The sequence below is a fragment of the Corynebacterium neomassiliense genome, from assembly GCF_900626215.1.
GTDB classification, from domain to species: domain Bacteria; phylum Actinomycetota; class Actinomycetes; order Mycobacteriales; family Mycobacteriaceae; genus Corynebacterium; species Corynebacterium neomassiliense.
Genome location: NZ_LR131106.1, coordinates 1358418 through 1377425, shown reverse-complemented (window position 1 = coordinate 1377425; position 19008 = coordinate 1358418). Strand labels below are relative to the sequence as shown.

The following is a 19008-nucleotide window of genomic DNA, read 5'->3' as shown; positions in this document are numbered from 1 at the left end:
ATGGTAGAGTGCGCGCGGTACGTCCGCGTGCACGCAGAGAACTGGATGGAGAAGGGAACTATGTCTGAACAGGACGACAGGACAGTCGGGACGACCGGGACGACCGGGACGACCGGGGACGCCGGGGGTGCAGTTCCGGCCGGTGCGGGGACTCCGGGGGCGGGCCCAGCGGAGCTGGACGCCGTGATGGATCGGCTCACCGCGAAAGTTGCCGGGCTGATGAACATCGGGGTCTCCGAGATCGACCCGGAGGAGGAGCTCATGGACCAGGGACTGGATTCGGTCCGGCTGGTCGAGGTAGTCTCCTTCCTCCGCGAACAGGGGTACCGGGCGGATTTCGCCGACCTCGCCGAGGACAGTTCACTGTCCGCCTGGCGTGAACTCCTGGAGGATCTGGGGGAGGATCTGGGGGACTGAGCCCGGCAGACCGGCGGGCACCGGCCGGGCCGGCAGGTCGACGGACGGTGCTGCGGATCACCCGGGGTTCTGGACCAGATCTGCGAGCGCTCTCCGGTCCAGTTTGCCGTTGGCGTTCACGGGCAGTTCCGTGATGACCGAGATCTGCGACGGCACCATGTACTCGGGCACGGTACCGCCGAGCTGCGCGGCCAGTGCGGTGACGTCAGGGGTGGCGTCCTCTTCGGCGACGACGAAGGCGACCAGTGCCCGGGAACCGTCCTGGTCGACGGCGACGGCGGCGGCCTGCCGGACACCGGGCAGGTCCCGCAGGTGCGCTTCGACCTCACCGAGCTCGACGCGGTTGCCCCTGATCTTGACCTGGTCGCCGATACGGCCGAGGAACTTCAGCACGCGGCGTCCTCCCACGGTCGTCCAGGCGACGATGTCGCCGGTCCGGTACATCCGCCCACCGTCAACTTCCGGGTGCAGGGAGGGGACGAACGCCGCGGCGGTCTGCTGCGGCCGGTTGAGGTAGCCCAGGCCGACCTGCGGTCCGGCCAGGCAGAGCTCGCCGGGGATGTCCCCGTCATCCGGGGCCACCTCCGTTCCTTCCTCGGTCACCACGTAGCAGGCCACGTTGTCCTCGGGAAGTCCGAGCAGGCTGGCGGTGTCGTCGAAGTCGGAGGCTCCGACCAGGTCGTGGGTGTACTCCACCCAGGTGACGTCCATGGCGGTCTCGGTGGGGCCGTAGAGTCCGTAGACCCGGCAGCCGATCTCGTCGAGGGAGCGTCGGACGATGTCGGCGGGCACCGCCTCACCGCCGAAGATCATGTGACGGATGTTGGAGAAGGTGGACAGCGGGACCCCGAGGTCGTCGAGGACGTCGAAGAGTACCCGCATCAACGAGGGGACCATCGACATGACTGTGACGTCATATCCGGCGATCATCTTCACCAGGGCGTCGACGTCCCCGGGCCACCAGTCCGGTGGCGGGACGACGACGGCACCACCGGTGGCCAGCGGGCCGATGAGTTCCCCGACGCCCACGTCGAAGCTGACCGGGGCCTTCTGGAGCATACGGATGGGGGTGGTGGTGTCACCGACACTTGTCAGGGCCCGTCCCATCCACTGCATGTGTGCACTGACACCCCGGTGGGTGTTCACCGCACCCTTCGGCGTCCCCGTGGTACCTGAGGTGTAGATGATGTAGCAGGGGTCCTCCCCGGTGAGCGGACGGGACTGCTCGGCGCGGGTGAAAGTGCCGACGGTGGACCATGCGGGGTCGGCGGAACCGTCGATGAGGGCCCTGCCCAGGGGGGAATCGTCCGTGACGGTCGCTGTGACAACCCCCGACTTCGTCAGTCTCTCGGCGAGGTCCTCCGGCAGGGAGGCGCCCCCGAGGGCGAATGCGGCGGCCGGTTCACAGTCGGAGAAGATGAAGCTGACCCTCTCCGCAGGGTAGGACGCATCGACGGGGACGTACACCGCGCCCGCGCGGATGATTCCGGTGACGACGGCGGACATCCAGCCGCAGCGGTTGGCCACGACGACGACCCTGTCACCGGTTCCGATGCCCCGGTCCCTCAGATAGCGGGCCACGGCGGTGGCGCGACGGTCGACCTCCGCGAAGGTGAGCGGACCGCCGTCGCCGACGACCGCCGTCTGTTCCGGGACCCGGGCGGCGGTCCGGGCGAGAAGTTCGTCGAGGGTCCCGGGTTCGACCGGGTGTGCCGGGCCGAAGCGCAGGTCGTCGCGGCGACCGGTGTAGACGGGACTAGGGGCGCTCACTGGGTGATCCTTTCGGAGGAGGGGAAGGTGCCGGTCGACAGGTCCGTCGGCACTCCGCCGGCGGCGGGGGGCTGTGCCGGGCCGGCGGCGGGGGGCTGTGCCGGGCTGACGCCGAGACCGGCGAGGACACGGTCGGACAGTTCGCCGAGGCAGCTCAGGTTCGCGAAACCGGGTCCCTGTCGGAAGCCTGCGAGGGCGGGCAGGAACAGGGTGGGCCGCATACCGCCCAGGCTCAGGTCGGGGGTGATCCGGTCCTCGACGGCGGCGGTGGTCACAGGACCACCGCAGGCGGAGATCAGCGAGGCGACGACCCTGTCGTCCATCATGCGGGTGAACCACAGCGGGGAGTTCCCCCGGGCATCGATGACGAGATCGAAGATCTCGGTGTGCTCCGCGACCTGCCCCCCGGGAAGACTGCGGGCGACGTGGACTGCCGCCGAGCCGTGGTGGTCATTGACGGAGAGGACGCGTCCTCGCAGGTGACTGACCCGGTCCTCGGCCATGAGACTGGTCTGGACCCGGCCGGAGAACACTCCACGGTCGCACCGTGCGATCACGTCACGGCGGGCGTCCTCGTCGAGCTCGACCCACTTGCGCGGGTCCGTGTAGATCTCGTTCTCGAACACCCCCTCCCCGCGGGAGAAGATGGTCGCCGTGGGGGAGATCACGGAGATGTCCACGACGGTGTGACGGATGATCTCGTCGGTCACCGACGCCGCGGTCTCCCCTCCGCCGATGACGGCGACCCGGCTGGCGGCGGGAAGACTGCCGGATCCGACGGCGGACCAGAAGCCGGAGACGGACATCACGGTCGGAAGTGGTGCGATGCGCCGGTCGGAGCGGCCGGGTCCGGTCACGAGCAGGGCGTCGGCGGTGATCCGGGTGGTTGACCCGTCCGCCAGATCCACCGAGAGTGACCATCCGTCGGCGTCGCGACGTCCGGTGCGTCGGGCGTTTCTCAGACCGATCCTGGTGACCTGTCCGTTGACGAGGTCCATTCCGGTGTTCACGGCCGCCCAGCGCAGGTAGTCGGCCCAGAGGTAGTGGCGGGGGGCGGGATGCCCCCGGTCGACCCATGCGGCGTAACGGTCGGTGGCCACCAGGAAGGCCGGCCACGACACCGACATGAGCTCACGGTCGACGGCACGGTTGAGAGGGTCGGTGTCCGCTGCAGCGGCGATCCGCGTGCGGTAGGGGAATCCCACGTCCTTGGTGGGTGAGGTTCCGAGCTGATGGCGACCGTCGGTCCAGCCTCCACCGGACCTCCAGTTACCGCCGATGCCCTGGTAGTCGATGACGGTGATGTCGGGGGAAGGCAGCCCGAGACGGCGCAGTGCGTGCGCCTTGGCCTGCACGGCGACGGCCTTCGGGCCGGCACCGAGGATGGCGAGTGACTTCACGGTAGGGCGAACTCCTGACGGCTTTGCGGATGACGACGGACAGGCTACCCTGTGCTGACCACCCTGATCAAAGGGTAGGATCACTTATGTACAGAGAAAGTGAATTCTTGTGACCGACAATCAAATCCCGGGTCCTGTGACCGGCCCCGGTGCGGCCGGATCCGGAGACGACGGTCTCGTCCCCGGCGACAACGGAACTGTGGATCTCAGCGTCCTGCACAGGTTGCGCACAGATATTCCTGAGTCAGAGTTCCTTCCGGATCCCCCTCCTGTGCCGGAAACCCTCGGTTACGGCCTGGACGACAGCTTCGCCGTCCGGACCGCCGACCCGGACCGTGACGCCGAGATGGTCAGCAGGTGGATGAAGACCCCTGAGCTGGAGGCGGCCTGGGAGCAGCCCTGGGAGCCGGAGCGTTGGGCCGCGGACTGGCGGGCGAAACTGTCGACCACCTACTCTGTGCCCGTCATCGTCTCCTACAACGGCAGAGATGTCGGATACATGGAGATCTACCGTCCCCACCGGGACGAAATCGGCAAGATCTACCGCTCTGACCCGCATGATTTCGGCTGGCATGTGGCAGTCGGGGACGCCTCGCTGACGAGCAGGGGAATCTTCGGCCCGTTCCTGCTCGGGCTGACCCAGGCGCTGGTTGACGCCGACCCCCTGTGCCGGCTGGTGATCGTTGAACCGGACGCCTCCAACGGGCGTGTCCACCACGGACTGCGGGCCTTCGGGGCAGTGGACGCAGGGGAGTGGCAGCAGCGCGCGGACCGCCGTGTCCGCCTGTTCCTCTGGCCGGTGCGCGGAGAAGTGGCTGAGAACCGCTTGTACGACAGGGAGGACTGAGAGGGGAACCTGAGGATTTCCCGCTTCGGGCCTCCCCTGACCCGGAGGGGCGGCCGCAGCTGACCCCGCCGGGACGCGAGGCCCCGGAACACCGGCACCGTAGCTGCCGTCACAACTGGGGGCCGAGCACGGGGGACCTGCCCGTGAGAGCCTCACGACCCAGGACGGCAAGTTTGTCCCGCCGCCGTTCATGCAGGGTGTGGGTGCGCAGGTCCCTCCAGTACCGGTCGAGTCCGTTCTCCCCGTGGACCGCGGCCCCGCGGGTTCCGGTCAGTTCGTAGACCCGGGACGCCAGATCCACGGTGAGTTCGCCGGTCGTCACCTTCGCGGCGGCGGTCTGCAGGGCGACCCGGGTGCGCAGATCGGGGGAGGGGTCGTCAGCCGCCCACAGTGCGTCGAGGGAACGTCCGGCCTTCTCGACGACTGCTTCGGCGGCGAAACGCCGCGCGACAAGCTCACCGGCCAGGTGGGCGGTCAGATCGTCGGGGTCGGCGTCCTCCTGTCCAGCGGAGGGTGACTGCAGGGCCCCCGGCTGTCGATGTACGGGCCGGGCGCCGGGACCGGTGCGGCTGCCTGTGACGAGTGCGAGGGCGGCGTCGAGTGCGGCCCCGGCCACACCGACGTCAATTGCCGCGTGGAGGAGCTGTGCGAACGCCCCGTAGCCGGGCAGGGCGAGAGCACGCCCGAATGTGTACGCCCGCCCGGAGGGGACCGGCACCCTGTGGAAGGACACCGTGCCGGAGCCTGTGTAACGCTGGCCCAGGGCGTCCCAGTCGTGGTGTACCGTCACTCCCGGGGCATCAGCTTCGACGAAGACCGCAACCGTCTGTCCGTCCGCCGGGGCGGTCTCCGCCGCCGGACGACCGGTCACCGCGAGGACGTCGGCGTACGGTGACCCGGTGCAGAACACCTTCACCCCGTCGACGGTGTCGCCGACGGTGACAGGGTCACGCTCTGCCTGGGCGTTGGCGACCAGTGTCCCCGAGATCAGCCTGTCCGCCCAGTACTGTTCACTCTCCGGATGCTCACCGTCGAACAGCCACCGGCTGAACGTGAAGTGGGACTGGGGGATCTGTGCCAGAGAGCCGTCCGCGGACGCCAGGACGCGGAGAGCTTCGGCGATACGGGAAGGTGGCGCGCCGGGTCCTCCGAGACGTCGGGGTACCGTGGCGGCGAGCAGGCCTGAGGTCTTCAACGCCTTCACCGCCCCGGCCACGACCTCTGCCCGGTCAGCACCGGGACCGGCTGCGTCGACCACCTCGGCCACAGAGCGAGCCCCGTCGACGGGATCGGCTGTGCCGTTTGTGCCGGTCGTGCCACTGGGGTGATGACGTGGATCCGGCGCTGTGCGCACCGTCACGGGACCGGGGAGGGGACGGGGGTTTCCGAGGCTCGGAGAGGAGCGATGATCTCCCGGCCGAAGCGTTCCAGCTCCTCCTGGAAGTTCAGGTACCCGGTCAGTACCAGGTCCACCCCGATCTCACGCAACTCACTGATCCTGTCGGTGATCTGTTCCGCCGTCCCGATCAGACCGGTGCGGAAACCGTCGTTGTACTGCACAAGATCCTCGAAAGAGGAGTTGGCCCACATTCCCTTGCCGTCGGAGGAGGACTGTCCGGCCTGGCGCACGGATTCCGCGAAGCCTTCGACTGCGTCCCGGTCGGCCCGGTCGATGATCTCACGCAGCCTTGCATGGGCTCCGGCCTCGGAGTCGTCGAGGATGACGAAGGCGTTCACCCCGATCTTCGTCTCCCTGCCGGCCTGCTCGGCATGGCGGCGGACCTGGGCGATCTGGTCGGCAAGTTCATCGACCGGGGCACCGTTGAGGAAGTACCAGTCGGCGTAGCGTCCCCCGTTGACCTGGGCGGCGCTGGAGTTTCCCCCCTGGAACAGTTCGGGGGCGGTCGTCGGTCGGGGACTGACCGAATAGTCGTGGAGACGGTAGAAGTCACCGGAGAACTCCGCATGGTCGCCGGAGAAAATTGCCCGGAGAACCTGGAGGAACTCCGCCGAACGGCGGTAGCGTTCATCGTGTTCCAGCCAGGGCTCCCCGAACTTCCGGAACTCCTCGCGAAGCCAGCCGGACACGACGTTGAGTGCGAAACGACCGTCATAGAGTTCACCGGCCGTGGTCGCCAGGTTGGCCAGGACCGCAGGATGCCAGAGACCGGGGTGTACGGCGGCGATGACCCTGAGCCTTTCGGTGGCTTCCAGCAGTGCCAGGGAGAAACTCACTGATTCATGCTGAGACTCTGCACCGTAGGAGCCGAGATACCGGACCTGGGTGAGTGCGTAGTCGAAGCCGACCTGCTCAGCGGTGCGCGCGAGACGCCGGTTGTAGTCGATGCCCCAGTCGGTGGTCTGCTCGATGTCCGAGACGACCAGACCGCCGGAGACGTTGGGTACCCAGTAGGCGAAGCTGATGTTGTCGGTGACGCGTGCGGTGGACATCAGATCCCTCCCACGCTCGACACCTGGGAGCCGTGGAAGACCAGCGGCGCGGCGGACGGGGCACGGGAGATGACCCGGTCGACCTGGAGTATGGCGGTGACGTGGTCACCGGTCTCGAGTTCCTCGGTGATCTGTCCGGTGAGGTGGACCACGGCGTCCTCGAGCAGGACCGCCCCGCGGTCGTCCTCCCACCCGATCCCGGTGAACCTGTCGTCCTGCGGGCCGGCGAGCTGCCGGACCAGCGGCGCGTGGTCGGTGGTGAGCACGGAGACCCCGATGTGTTCTGCGCGGCGGATCAGGGGCCACGACCGTGAACTCTTCTGGATACTCACCGCGACGAGAGCCGGTTCGAGGGAAAGACCGACATATGATCCGACGATGAGCCCGACCGGAGCGCCGTCCACGACGGCGGCGACGGTGGTGATCGGTGTGGGGATGGACGCCCAGGCGGCGCGGAGTTCGGTGGGGGAGAGCGGGGCGGCGGAGAGTTCCGGTGCTGTCGGCGCAGCTACACCGGTCAGGGTCGTGCCGGTCGTGCTGTCGGTTCGGGCGGTTTGTGTGGTTGTCGTTGTCATGACCACGAGTAGACCACTCGGTCTGTGACTGCCGCCAGGGTTCGCCAAACCCCTGAATGGAAGGGTCAGCGACGTACTCCGGCACTCCAGGCGAAAGGCAGGCCCTCCCCGGTGAGATGGAACTCGCCCACCGCACGCTGCTTGTACACCACAGGATTGTGCACACCAAGGGTCCTGGCGTTACGCCAGTGCCGGTCCAAGTCCAGCTTCTCGGAGACCACCGATGATCCACCGGTCTCGAACACCTCCGAGACCGCTGAGAGCACCAGCGGGACCAGCACGACCTGGGCCTCCGCTGCGGCGAGTTCCGCGGCGTCCACAGCCGCTGTGTCGTCGGGTGACGCCAGAGCCACAGCCACCGCGTCGGCCACCGCCAGGACCGAGGCGCGGGCCACCGAGGCAGCGGAATACGCCCGGCCCAGCACGGCCTGCACCAGAGGATCCTCGCGTGGCAGGTCGGCGGAGGCGTGACTGTAGGTCCGCTCCCGGGTGGCCACCCTGTCACGTCCGTCGTCCGCGGCGCGCCGGGCGATGCCGGCCAGTGCGGCGAGATGGAACAGCTGCAGATAGGCGGTGTCCGGGACATGCCCCGCATCCCCGTAGCCGCCCACGGTCACGGCGGAAGCGGGTACGGACACGTCGTCGAAGACGGTGGTGCCCGAGCCCGTGAGACGTTGCCCGAACCCGTCCCAGTCGTCGAACTGGTGCACCCCCTCGGCATCGGCGTCGACCAGCACCGTGGCGCGTTGTCCGTCGAGGTCGGCAGCCACACTGACCACGTCAGCGTAGAGGGTGCCGGTGGAGTAGAACTTCGTGCCGTTGAGCAGGTAGCCGCCGTCCGGTCCCGGGGTGAGCCGGGTCTGGTAGCGCTCCACCGCCCCTGTCCCCTTCTCGGAGATGGCGTTGCCGAAGATCTTCCCCCCGGCGACGCTGCGCAGTCCCGCCTCGTCACCGGAGGAGATGAAGCCTTCGACGGTGAAGAAGTGCACGCGCAGTGCCTGGGTGAGGTTGGAGTCGGCGGCGGCGAGGTCGGTGAGGAGGGCGAAGCTCTGTCGTACGGTCGCCCCGAGACCCCCCAGTTCCACCGGGACACGCAGGGCGGTGAACCCGGCGTCCCTCAGCTGCCGGATCTGTTCCCGGGGCAGTTCACGGTTGCGGTCGCGGTCGGCGGCGCCCAGGGCGATGCCCTCGAACACCGGGCGGAAGCGGTCGGTGAGATCGGAGTCTGTCGGGGTGGGGGATACGGTGGTCACAGGGTTTCTCCTGACTGGGCGGGGACGGCGGTACGGTAGGCGGCGGCCGGGTGGTTGTCGGGGACCCGGTCTGAGCCGAAGAGTTTCCGGCGCAGCGTTCCCGGGGTGTACTCCTCCGGGTATTCGCCCCGGGCCTGGAGAACCGGGACGACGTACTCCACAATGTCGCGGAAAGTACCCGGGGTGACCGCGTAGGCGAGGTTGAAACCGTCGACACCGGTGGCGTCGACCCACTCCTCCAGCTGGTCGGCGACCGATTCGCCGGAACCGACGACCACCGGACCGGTACCTCCGATACCGCCGAACTCGGCGAGTTCTCGGACCGTCCACTCGCGGCCGTCCTCCCCGGCGGAACGCTGAAAGGCCGCCACGGCCGACTGGATCGCGTTCGACTCGATCCCGGCGACAGGGTCGTCCAGGTCGAAACGGGAGAAGTCGACGCCCATCCACCCTGACATCAGTGCCAGCGCACCCTCCGGGTCGACATAGCTGCGGTACTCTGCGGCCTTGGCCTGTGCCTCCTCCTCGGTGGCACCGGTGATGACGGTCAGCAACGCGTAGATCACCACGTCAGAGCGGGATCTTCCGGCCTCCTCCAGCTTCGTGGTGAGGGTGTTGACGACCGCGGCGAGCTTCTCCCGGGTGGGGGCCGCGACAAACACAGCTTCGGCGTGGGTCGCGGCGAAGGCGCTGCCACGTGAGGACGCCCCGGCCTGGAAGATCACCGGCGTCCGCTGCGGGGAGGGCTCGGTGACGTGGATTCCCGGGACCGTGTACCGGGCCCCGTGGTGGTTGACCGGGTGGACTTTCGACGGGTCCGTGTACACCCCGGTCAACGGGTCGGCGATCACGGCGTCATCCTCCCAGGAGCCTTCCCAGAGTTTGTAGAGGACTTCCAGGTACTCGTCGGCGTGGTCGTAGCGGGCGTCGTGGTCGAAAGTGTCGAGCTGTCCCCGGGACTGCAGGTTCTCTGCGGCGGAGGGGAGGTATCCCGTGACGACGTTCCATCCGAGCCGGCCGTCGGTGAGGTGGTCGAGGGTGCTGATCCGGCGGGCGAAGGGGAACGGGTGCTCGAAGGCGGTGCCGGTGGTCAGTCCGAACCCCAGGTTGTCCGTGACCGCAGCCATCGCGCTGACCAGGGGAAGCGGGTCAGTGACCGGTACCTGTGCCCCGGAGCGGAGCGCCTGGTCGGGGGAACTGCCGTAGATGTCGTAGAGTCCGAGGACATCGGCGATGAAGATGCCGTCGAAGATCCCGCGCTCCAGCAGCTGCGCCAGGTCGGTCCAGTAGCGCAGGTCGGTGTAACGGTGGGACTGGTCCTCGGGGTGACGCCACAGACCCGGGGACTGGTGGACGACACAGCTCATGTCGAAGGCGTTGAACCTGATGCGGCGGGTCATGCAGGAACCTCCGAGGACGCCGGGGAGACGCGGAATGTTCCGGCCAGGTCGGCGACGTCCTGTGCGGTGCGCAGGGTCAGTGCGGGGGCCGGTTCGGAGAACAGGGAGAACAGCGCGGTGGCGTAGGCGGGGTCGGTGGCGGCACCGCCGAAGAAGGCTCCGGCGACGTCGGTGTACAGCGGATCTCCGAGGAAGAGGGAGGTCACGGCAACTCCCGCGGCGGCGTGGTCCGACCAGTGCTGTTCGAACAGTTCGGTGAGCAGGTCGGCGTCCCAGTCGCGTCCGGCGGAGGCTGCGGCGGTGAGCCCGCGCACCAGTCCGGCGACCTGCCGGTCGCCGAGCTGCGCCCCCTGGCCGGCGATCGGATCAACGGCGACGGCGGTGTCGCCGAGTGCCGCGAGCAGGTGGCCGCCGTCGGTGAACCCGACGGGACGCCTCACCCGGGGGGTGACGGCACCTTTCAGCCAGGAGTGCGGGTCCGACGGGATGGTCCTGAGCCGGTCGAGGTCTCCGGCGACGTCCGGGAGTACCCGGTGGTGGAGCTCCTGCAGGACACGCAGTGCGGAGGCGGAGTCGGTGGCGGAACGGAATGCTGCCTCCGTGTCCGTTCCGGGCCTGGCCCAGGCGAGCAGGACCCAGGCGTCCTGCCCGTCGGTCGAACGGGCGAGGTCCTTGTGGAGGTACGGTCCGACGAAGACCTCCCCCTCCTCGTGGAGGGACAGCAGGGCGTTGTTGACGGGGCGTCCGGAGCTGTCGGTGAGCCGGCCGGAACCGGTTCTGCCGGTGAAGACGTGGTCTGCGGGCAGCCCGGTGGTGGTGACGGTGAGCAGGTAGCGCTGAGGTTCGGTGTAGGGGGTCCGTTCGTTGTCGGTGGCGAAGGCGTCGCCGAGTCCTCCTTTTCCGGTGGCGACGAGTGTCAGGTCGTGTTCGGCGGCGATCCGGTCGAGGTCGGCGGGTGTGACAGTGCCGACGTGGAAGCGGCTGCCGGGGGTGTCTCCGGTGTCGGCGAGCCGCTGGAACTCGGCGATCCGGTCATCGGCGCGGAGTCTGGCGTCGACGGACTGTGCCTCGTAGTTGTAGGACGCCGGGAAACTGTCGACACCGGTGCTGCTGTCCGGGTTCGCCAGTCCGGCGGCGCTGGCGCCGAAGTGGGCTGTGGGGACACCGGCGTAGAGGTCGTCGATGATCTCCGCGTCGGCTTGTCTCGATGCTCCGAAGAGGATTGCCGTGCCGGTGGCTGGGACGTCGTTGAGCAGTGCGTCCCGGGTGCGGTCGGAGTAGAGGTCGACCCGGAACCCGGCCCGGGTGAGGGCGAGAGCCGCTCCGGCTCCGGCGAGACCGGCGCCGATGACGGCGATGCTGCGCCGGGGGAGGTCTGTGCCCGGTCCGTGACTGGTCTGGTGCTGGTCTGGGGTATCTGTGGTCATGGTCCACAAGTAGACCAGTCGGTCTGTCGGGTCGGCCATGTATCGGAGCACAGTGAAATAAAAGGACGCCGGAGCGCGCGGAACGTAGGGTGGGGTGACGGTCGGAACGGTCGGGAACGGTCGGGGAGAACAGGGGACAGCAGGGGAAGGAAGAGGGTGGCAGGGAATGCAGGGGAGACGGTGGAGGACGCCGACAGGTTCGCAGGGGTGCGCCCCAGGTGAACGTGGCGCCCCTTCCCTCACCGGGGTGTCCACCGCCGTCGTGGCTACGGTGGCGGTCGTGGTGTCCCTGCTCCTCGTACCGGTCACCGGTGGGGTGTCCCAGCTCGCGGCGCTGCGGGGTGACACTCCGCGGCAACCGGGCCCGGGAGGGGTCACCGGGAACGTGACTGCCCTGGGCAGTGTGGAGATCTCCGCGTCACCGAAGACCCGTGAGGGAATCTACGGGCGTGTACCGGTCGGCGGACTGTCCGGATTCGACTGTGACACTTCCGGGGACACTTTCTGGGACACTTCCGGGGACACGGCGGTGACCTGTCTCGCGGTCAGTGATGATCCGGGAAACCGCGGACCGGTCCGCGCATACCCGCTGGATCCGGTGACCGGTACGGTGGGCACCCCGGTGGTACTCACCGACTCCGCGGGCGTTCCCTACCGTCCCGGCACAGTTGAACCGGAGAGTATCCGTCTCCTCCGTACCGGCCCCGGCCCTGTTTCAGGGATGGTCTGGTCGGCGGAGAGGTCCGCCACGGTCACGGTCGCGGACAGGTCCGGTCGTGCCCGGTACACTCTGCCGGTTCCGGATGGGACCCGTCCGGCGCAGGGCCTGGAGGGGCTGGCCGTCGTCCCGCAGGAGGGCGGTGGGGTGTCGGTGGTCACTGCCACGGAAGCGGCCCCGGCGGGCCGCAGTCATCCTGTCGTCACCGTTCACGGGCAGGACGGCCCGACCGTCTTCGAATGGCCGGGGCGGGGTATCTCCGAAATTCTTGACGGACCGCAGGGCAGTCTTCTGGTGCTGGAACGCGGCTACTCGGCGGGTGAGGGGAACTCCGCCGTGCTGTGGCGCACGGACTGGAAGACGGACGCCGGCGGTGACCGGGTGCTCGTCCGCCGACCTGTCGCCGACCTGGGCGTCCTCTTCGGTGCCGGTCGTGTCGGCAATGTGGAGGCCCTGGCGTGGGGTCCCCGTGGGCAGGACGGGCGCCGGGTTCTCTATGCGGGCACAGACGACAACTTCAGTGCACCGCCGGAGGGTACGCAGCGGGCGGTGGTCCACTCTCTCCTCCTCGGCGCCCCTGACAGTCGGTTCTGACAGTCTTTTCGGACAGTCTTTTCTGACACCGGTCACCGGGAAGCGGTTGCCGCGACCGGTGTCGACGTCTCAGAGTAGGTTGGTCGGGTGCGTAAGAACCTCACTTTCCTTCTTCTTGTCACGGCGGTTGTCGCCGCCGCGGTGAATCTCCGTGCCGGAATAGCCTCGCTGGGGCCGGTGCTCGACGCCGTTCTCGACACCTTCGGTGCGTCCGGCTCGTTGGCGGGGGCGATCACGGCGATGCCGGGGATCCTCTTCGGGGTCATGGGACTTGCGGCGGTGCCCCTGGCCACCCGGGTGGGACTGAGCCGGGCCCTGTTCGGCGGAATGGTGCTGACCCTGGTGGGTCTCGCGCTGCGGCCCTGGGTGGGTGACATCTCCCTGTTCCTCGTGCTCACCGCATGTGTGGTCGGCGGAATCGCACTGGGGAACGTCCTGCTTCCGGCGTGGGTGAAAAGCCACGGGGGACGCCACGCCGTGGTACTGATGACACTCTATTCCGTGGGGCTGGGCGCTTCGGGGGCACTGGGGCCGCTGTCTGCGATGTGGTTCTCCGGTGGAGATGCGTGGCGGTGGGCCCTGGCGGTGTGGACGGTGCTCGCGGTGGTCCAGGTACTGGTCTGGGCGGTGGTGCTTCCGAAGGTGGGGCGCGACGTTCCCGGGGCGGGCCCGTCCGAGGTTGTGGCTGACGCCGAGACTGCCACGAAACTGAAGGAGACCTCCCTGTGGCGTTCCCCGACGGCCCGGTTCCTCATGCTCTTCTTCGGACTCCAGGCCATGAACGCCTACATCCAGATGGGGTGGTTGCCGAAGATCTACACGGACAACGGCGTCAGTTCCTCCACCGCCAGTATCGGACTGTCTGTCATCGGTGCGTTGAATATCGTCGGTGGCCTGTTCATGCCCGTGGTCATTGAGCGTGTGAGGGACCTGCGGCCTTTCCCCGCCGTCTTTGCCGCGGTCACTGCTGCGGGGTACGTGGGGCTGTGGGTGGCCCCGTCGACGGTTCCGTTGCTGTGGTCGGTTCTGCTGGGGATCGGGGGCTGCTGCTTCCCCACCGCCATTGCGCTGATTCCTGCCCGGTCGAGGGCGCCGTTGGTCACGGCGCGACTGTCCGGGTTCGTCCAGCCTGTGGGGTACTTCATCGCCGGGGTGGGCCCGTTCCTGCTCGGGGTGGTCCATGAACAGGTCGGTTCGTGGGACGGCATTCTCGTCGCACTGGCGGTGATTTCTGTGGTCATGGGTGCCGCCGGGATCCGGGCCGGGAAGCAGACCGTCATCGACGACGAGCTGACGGACACCCACTGGCGGGAGTTGGCAGGTCACTGAGGGCCCTGACCGGCCCTGACCGGCCCTGACCGGCCCTGACCGGCGTTGTCCCGGTCAGTCCGGACGCCTACGGCCTACGGGCGGGGGCGTCCCTCGATCCAGTAAGCGACCCAGTCGACGAAGTCACGGTCCACGTCCCACTCGTCGACGGCGACTCCCCGCACTGCCTTGGTCATCCCCGCCTCCCCGGACGCCCACACGTACTCGGGCGACGCGGCCGGGTGCCCTGCCCCGCGGTCACGGCGCAGGGCCGCACACACCGCCTCTGCCTCCATGCCGGGAGAGGCGTAGACGATCGACAGGGAGCCGACCCGTTCACCCCACTCTTCCGCCAGTCCGGGTTCCAGTTCATCAGGGGTGTGGGCGACGACTCTGACGTGGTAGAGGGAGAGGTCGTCAGGATGGTGGTCCTCGGTGAACTCCAGGATCGCGCGGAGGGCGGGGACCGCGGAGGCGTCTGCGACGAACAGGGGTCGTTCGGCATGACGGATCCAGATGGCGTTGCACAGCCAGACGGCTGCACTGTCTCCGACGGTGGCGTCGGCGATCCACCGGGCCCCGGGCCCGGGGTGGTCGTCGTGCATGACGACATCCAGGTCTATCTCACCGACGGTTCCACCGTCGTTCCGGTGTACCTCCTGCCGGAAATGGCGGACCGTGTACCAGCGCAGACCCGGGCGGCTTTCCTCGGGCAGGGCCGCGACGGCGGCACGGATGTTCATGCCACCGGTCTCCAACGGAGGGACCGTGGCCCCGGGTTCGGGCATGAGCAGTCCGAAGTACTCGTCAGGGCCGGTGAGAACGAGTGAGGCAAGTCCGGGGCCCTGCAGGGTGACCCTCCTGAGCGAGGGTGCCACCTGGGTGACTGCGGTGACGGACACGGGTACCAGTCGCCCGGGGCCGGCGAGATCCCGGCCGGGATGGGTGCGCAGGGCGGTGTCGGCGACGGCGGAGGATGGGATTGTCGTCACCGGTCAGCTCCTGTTCCTGAGCCCGTGCGGGTCGTTGGGGACAATGAGGGGACCGCCGACGACCGGGTCCTCGATGACGGTGGCGTCGAGGTCGAAGACGTCCATGAGAAGTTCCGGGGTGATCACCGACTCTGGTGTACCGGTGGCGATGAGGTCTCCGTCGCGCATGACGACGAGGTTGTCGGAGTAGCGGATTGCCAGGTTGAGGTCGTGAAGCACCATCACCACCGTGCGGTCGAGTTCACGCCGCAGACGGTTGACGAGGTCCAGGACCTCGATGGAGTGTGCGAGGTCAAGGTAGGTCGTGGGCTCGTCGAGGAAGAGGATCTCGGTGTGCTGGGCGAGCACCATGGAGATCCACACCCGCTGCCGTTGACCGCCCGACAGGGAGTCCACGGGCCGGTCAGCAAGGTCTGCGACGTCCGTCATCTCCAGGGCTGCCATGACCTCCTTCTCGTCGGAGGAGGACCACTGCCTGATCCAGGACTGGTGGGGGTGGCGTCCCCGCGAGACGAGGTCGGAGACGATGAGCCCGGGAGGGGCGATCGGCGCCTGGGGGAGTACCCCGATGGTCCTGGCGATGTCCTTGCGCCTCATCGAGCTGATGTCCGTCGCTCCGAGGGTGACTGTGCCGGCCTGGGAGGGGATGAGACGGCCGACGGCGCGCAGGAACGTGGACTTGCCGCAGCCGTTGGGTCCGATGACCGTGGTGACTCTTCCTCCGGGGATGTGGACGGACAGATCGGTGATGACCGGGTTGTCCGGCGTATATCCGACCTTGAGCGAGGACACCGTCAGGGCGTGGGCGTGGGCGGGCAGGTCCCCACCGGCGGTGGGGTCTGCGGCGTTTGCGGCGTCTGCGGTCGCCGGGACGGCCGTGGTGGAGGAAGAGTTGTCGGGGCGGGGGATGTTGGTCATGAGGTCGTCGTCTTCCGGTTGGTCTTGATGAGCAGGTAGATGAGGAAGAGGCCGCCGACGGCGGAGGTCAGCAGGCCGACGGGCAGTTCGACGGGCAGCCAGGTCTGTGTGATCACGTCCGCTGCCAGCAGCAGGGACGCCCCGAACAGTCCGGACGCCACCACCGGCGGCGTGTCACGGCCGCAGATGAGCCGGGCGATCTGGGGAGAGACGAAGGCGACGAACCCGATCGGGCCGGCCGCGGCAACAGCCATCGCCGCGAGAATAACCGACAGGACCAGGAGCAGGGCCTGCACGACGGTGACGTTCTGGCCGAGACCTCTGGCGACGTCGGGGCCGAGCACGTTCGCGAAGAGCTGGAAGGTGATCCAGACGAAGAACGGTGTGAGCAGCACGATTACCGCGAGAACCGGACGGGCGCGGGACCAGTCGGCGGAGTTGAGTGAACCGGCGAGCCACATCTGTGCGCTGGTGGCGTCGTTCAGGTCCGCCCGGGTCATGAGGTAGTTGATGACCGCGGACAACAGGGCGGAGATGACGATACCGGCGAGGACGAGACGGAACGGGTCGATACCGCGACGGTAGGCGAGCATCCAGATCACGGCGCCGGTGAGGAAGGCGCCGACCAGCGCGGCCAGGGGAATACCGATCTCGGAGAGCCATCCGACGACCCCGGTCGAACCGCCCCCGAGCACGATGACGGCGACCGCCGCAGCCGAGGCGCCGGTGGTGATGCCGAGAATATCGGGACTGGCCAGCGCATTGCGGGTCACGGACTGTGTCAGTGCCCCCGAGATACCCAGGGCGGATCCGACGAGAACGGCGGTGAGAGTGCGCGGCATACGCCAGTCGAAGACGACGAGGTGCTCGATCCGGGTTCCACCGTTGGTCGCGACAATCTCGGCCACACGCAGGGGACTGATCGGGTAGTCACCCAGTCCGAGGGACACTGCACCGAGGACGAGCAGGACAATGATGAGGCTGACGGTGGCGAAGAACTGCCGCGGCCTCCAGACAGTGGAGATCGGACCGATCCGGAAGGCGGGTCGGGCGGGGACAGTGGCGTCCGAGACGTAGCGGTACAGACCGCGGGTGCGGGTGTCGCTCACAGTTCCACCACCTTTCTCCTCGTGATCATCCAGATGAAGATCGGTGCGCCGACGAAGGCGAGGACGATGCCGACCTCAAGTTCCCCGGGACGGGTGATGATGCGGCCGAGCACGTCGGCGTAGATGAGCAGGACGGCGCCTCCGAGCGCGGAATAGGGGAGAATCCAGCGGTAGTCCGGGCCGGTGACGGAGCGCACCAGGTGGGGAATCACCAGACCGAGGAAGCTCACCGGGCCTGCGGCTGCGGTAGCGGCCGCGGCCAGCAGTGCGATGATGACCATGCCGAGCACCCGGGCCCGACCGGTGTTGACGCCGAGTGCCGTGGCGACGTCGTCACCCAGGTTGAGCAGGTTGAGTGTGGGACCGGTCATGAAGGCGAGCAGCAGACCGATGAGGACCACGGGAAGGGCGGTCCAGAAGACGCTCATGTCCCGTCCGGCGATGGAACCGACGGTCCAGAACCTCATTCTGTCGAGGTTGTTGCTGTCGGTGAGGACGAACGCCGAGATGATGGCCTGGAGGACCGCATTCATGGCGGCGCCTCCGAGGATGAGAGTCATCGGGTTGACGTTGCCTCCGGAGAAAGATGCCAGAGCGAACACCGCTACGGTGGCCAGGCAGGAGCCTCCGAACGCCCAGAGGGAGGTCGCCCAGGTCCCCGAGACGTTGAACACGGCGAAGGAGATGACGACGGCAAGTGCCGCACCGGAGGCGATACCGAGGATTCCGGGGTCTGCCAGCGGGTTACGTGTGTGGCCCTGTATCAGGGCGCCGGCGACACCCAGGGCGGCGCCGACGATGATGCCGATCAGGGTCCGGGGCCACCGGTACTCGACGATGACCTGGAGGTCGGTGTTCTCGATGTCGGTGGCGCCGAGAGTGCCCGGAACCTGCTTGAGCAGACCCCAGATGTCTGAGAGCGGGATGTTTCTCGATCCGAGGGCGAGGCTGAGCACGAAACCGACGACCAGCAGCACGGTCAGTACGGCCAGACCGGCTAGTCGTCGGCGGTGCAGAGCCGCGGTGGCGCTGAGGCCGCCGGGTCCCGGGGCTGTCGTCCCGGGCGGGACATCCCCGGTGGTGGTACCGGTTGTCATGGGTTCGCAGGTTCTTTCGTCGACGGCAGGACAGGTTAACCTTACGTAGCGGTGATTACGGGTGCAATCACCGCTGCAGTCTACGGCCCTGCAGGAACTCTGGTGCGGGGGCCGGTGCAACGTTTTGGTGCCGACGGTGGGGTGGTGGCATACTTGGGCGGTTGCCTGTGGTCCCGCAGCTCCGGCCCGTTGTGTCCGTGCCGTGGACGGTGGTCCCTCCGTCGGGGGGTGCCGTAACGGAACGGAGACCTCCGGGACTCCGCTGTGGAGGAGCCACGTCGAAGGCACGGACCGGTGCGTGCGGGACGGAAATCCACACGCGCACAGAACCACTAGGTCTACAAGGAGACTCGAAGTGATCCAGCAGGAATCACGTCTGCGGGTCGCCGACAACACCGGTGCCCGGGAAATCCTGGTCATCCGCGTGCTCGGCGGATCCACCCGACGTTCCGGCGGTATCGGTGACATTGTCGTCGGAACCGTCAAGGAAGCTGCCCCCGGCGGCGCAGTGAAGGCCGGCGACATCGTCAAGGCCGTCATCGTCCGCGCGAAGAAGGAGACCCGTCGTCCGGACGGCTCCTACATCCGCTTTGACGAGAACGCCGCTGTCCTGATCAAGGGCGCCGACAACACCGACCCGCGCGGTACCCGCATCTTCGGCCCTGTGGCCCGCGAGCTGCGCGACAAGCGTTTCATGCGCATCGTCTCTCTCGCTCCGGAGGTGCTCTGACC

Annotated in this window: 17 protein-coding genes; 5 read left to right on the top strand and 12 right to left on the bottom strand. The window is 68.0% G+C overall.

Annotated elements, in window-relative coordinates; translation table 11 throughout:
• Positions 1 to 60 precede the first annotated feature (60 nt).
• Entirely contained in the window at positions 61 to 417 is a 357-nt protein-coding gene (locus tag E0E18_RS06070; protein WP_161972246.1) for a phosphopantetheine-binding protein, read from the top strand.
• Between the two features lie 57 nt (positions 418 to 474).
• Here the strand turns inward: E0E18_RS06070 and E0E18_RS06065 are convergent, their stop codons facing one another.
• Both E0E18_RS06065 and E0E18_RS06060 read right to left on the bottom strand, forming a co-directional pair.
• Positions 475 to 2187 carry an amino acid adenylation domain-containing protein gene (locus tag E0E18_RS06065; protein WP_066584331.1) on the bottom strand — a complete coding sequence of 571 codons (1713 nt, stop codon included), beginning with the start codon at positions 2185 to 2187 and terminating at the stop codon, positions 475 to 477.
• On the bottom strand, positions 2184 to 3587 hold the full coding sequence (locus tag E0E18_RS06060; protein WP_110481027.1) for a SidA/IucD/PvdA family monooxygenase: 1404 nt from the start codon (positions 3585 to 3587) through the stop codon (positions 2184 to 2186). Before E0E18_RS06060 ends, E0E18_RS06065 begins: the two co-directional genes overlap by 4 nt.
• 109 nt (positions 3588 to 3696) lie before the next feature.
• Here E0E18_RS06060 and E0E18_RS06055 point away from each other — a divergent pair, with 109 nt between their 5' ends.
• Positions 3697 to 4434, top strand: coding sequence for a GNAT family N-acetyltransferase (locus E0E18_RS06055; protein WP_130839760.1), 738 nt, complete (start codon positions 3697 to 3699; stop codon positions 4432 to 4434).
• A 109-nt stretch (positions 4435 to 4543) separates the two neighbouring features.
• Here E0E18_RS06055 and E0E18_RS06050 read toward each other — a convergent pair whose 3' ends face one another.
• From E0E18_RS06050 to E0E18_RS06025, 6 genes are all read right to left on the bottom strand, one after another.
• Positions 4544 to 5692 carry an acyl-CoA dehydrogenase family protein gene (locus E0E18_RS06050; protein WP_237559650.1) on the bottom strand — a complete coding sequence of 383 codons (1149 nt, stop codon included), beginning with the start codon at positions 5690 to 5692 and terminating at the stop codon, positions 4544 to 4546.
• Between the two features lie 98 nt (positions 5693 to 5790).
• Positions 5791 to 6885 carry a dimethylsulfone monooxygenase SfnG gene (sfnG, locus tag E0E18_RS06045; protein ID WP_130839756.1) on the bottom strand — a complete coding sequence of 365 codons (1095 nt, stop codon included), beginning with the start codon at positions 6883 to 6885 and terminating at the stop codon, positions 5791 to 5793.
• Positions 6885 to 7460, bottom strand: coding sequence for a flavin reductase family protein (locus E0E18_RS06040; protein ID WP_130839754.1), 576 nt, complete (start codon positions 7458 to 7460; stop codon positions 6885 to 6887). Before E0E18_RS06040 ends, sfnG begins: the two co-directional genes overlap by 1 nt.
• A gap of 65 nt (positions 7461 to 7525) precedes the next feature.
• Positions 7526 to 8713 (bottom strand): acyl-CoA dehydrogenase family protein, encoded by a 1188-nt coding sequence (locus E0E18_RS06035; RefSeq protein ID WP_110481031.1) that lies wholly within the window; start codon positions 8711 to 8713, stop codon positions 7526 to 7528.
• Complete coding sequence (locus E0E18_RS06030) at positions 8710 to 10113, bottom strand: LLM class flavin-dependent oxidoreductase (RefSeq protein ID WP_066586022.1); 1404 nt, start codon at positions 10111 to 10113, stop codon at positions 8710 to 8712. The genes E0E18_RS06035 and E0E18_RS06030 overlap by 4 nt, the downstream gene beginning before the upstream one ends.
• On the bottom strand, positions 10110 to 11540 hold the full coding sequence (locus E0E18_RS06025; RefSeq protein WP_130839752.1) for an FAD-dependent oxidoreductase: 1431 nt from the start codon (positions 11538 to 11540) through the stop codon (positions 10110 to 10112). The genes E0E18_RS06030 and E0E18_RS06025 overlap by 4 nt, the downstream gene beginning before the upstream one ends.
• A 247-nt stretch (positions 11541 to 11787) precedes the next feature.
• Here E0E18_RS06025 and E0E18_RS06020 point away from each other — a divergent pair, with 247 nt between their 5' ends.
• Together E0E18_RS06020 and E0E18_RS06015 are read left to right on the top strand one after the other, a co-directional pair.
• Positions 11788 to 12852, top strand: a complete 1065-nt coding sequence (locus E0E18_RS06020; protein WP_161972245.1) for an esterase-like activity of phytase family protein — start codon at positions 11788 to 11790, stop codon at positions 12850 to 12852.
• Between the two features lie 87 nt (positions 12853 to 12939).
• Positions 12940 to 14181 (top strand): MFS transporter, encoded by a 1242-nt coding sequence (locus E0E18_RS06015; RefSeq protein ID WP_130839748.1) that lies wholly within the window; start codon positions 12940 to 12942, stop codon positions 14179 to 14181.
• Between the two features lie 74 nt (positions 14182 to 14255).
• Here E0E18_RS06015 and E0E18_RS06010 read toward each other — a convergent pair whose 3' ends face one another.
• Genes E0E18_RS06010 through E0E18_RS05995 form a run of 4 tightly spaced genes read right to left on the bottom strand, consistent with a single transcriptional unit; the run spans position 14256 to position 18276 of the window.
• Positions 14256 to 15152, bottom strand: coding sequence for a siderophore-interacting protein (locus E0E18_RS06010; RefSeq protein WP_110481034.1), 897 nt, complete (start codon positions 15150 to 15152; stop codon positions 14256 to 14258).
• 3 nt (positions 15153 to 15155) lie between these two features.
• Positions 15156 to 16070, bottom strand: coding sequence for an ABC transporter ATP-binding protein (locus tag E0E18_RS06005; protein WP_130839746.1), 915 nt, complete (start codon positions 16068 to 16070; stop codon positions 15156 to 15158).
• Positions 16067 to 17179, bottom strand: a complete 1113-nt coding sequence (locus E0E18_RS06000) for a FecCD family ABC transporter permease (RefSeq protein WP_202616700.1) — start codon at positions 17177 to 17179, stop codon at positions 16067 to 16069. The genes E0E18_RS06005 and E0E18_RS06000 overlap by 4 nt, the downstream gene beginning before the upstream one ends.
• Positions 17176 to 18276 (bottom strand): FecCD family ABC transporter permease, encoded by a 1101-nt coding sequence (locus E0E18_RS05995; RefSeq protein WP_078057083.1) that lies wholly within the window; start codon positions 18274 to 18276, stop codon positions 17176 to 17178. The genes E0E18_RS06000 and E0E18_RS05995 overlap by 4 nt, the downstream gene beginning before the upstream one ends.
• Before the next feature lie 355 nt (positions 18277 to 18631).
• Between E0E18_RS05995 and rplN the strand changes: the two genes are divergently transcribed.
• Entirely contained in the window at positions 18632 to 19006 is a 375-nt protein-coding gene (gene rplN, locus E0E18_RS05990) for a 50S ribosomal protein L14 (RefSeq protein ID WP_066584307.1), read from the top strand.
• The last annotated feature ends 2 nt before the right edge of the window (positions 19007 to 19008 follow it).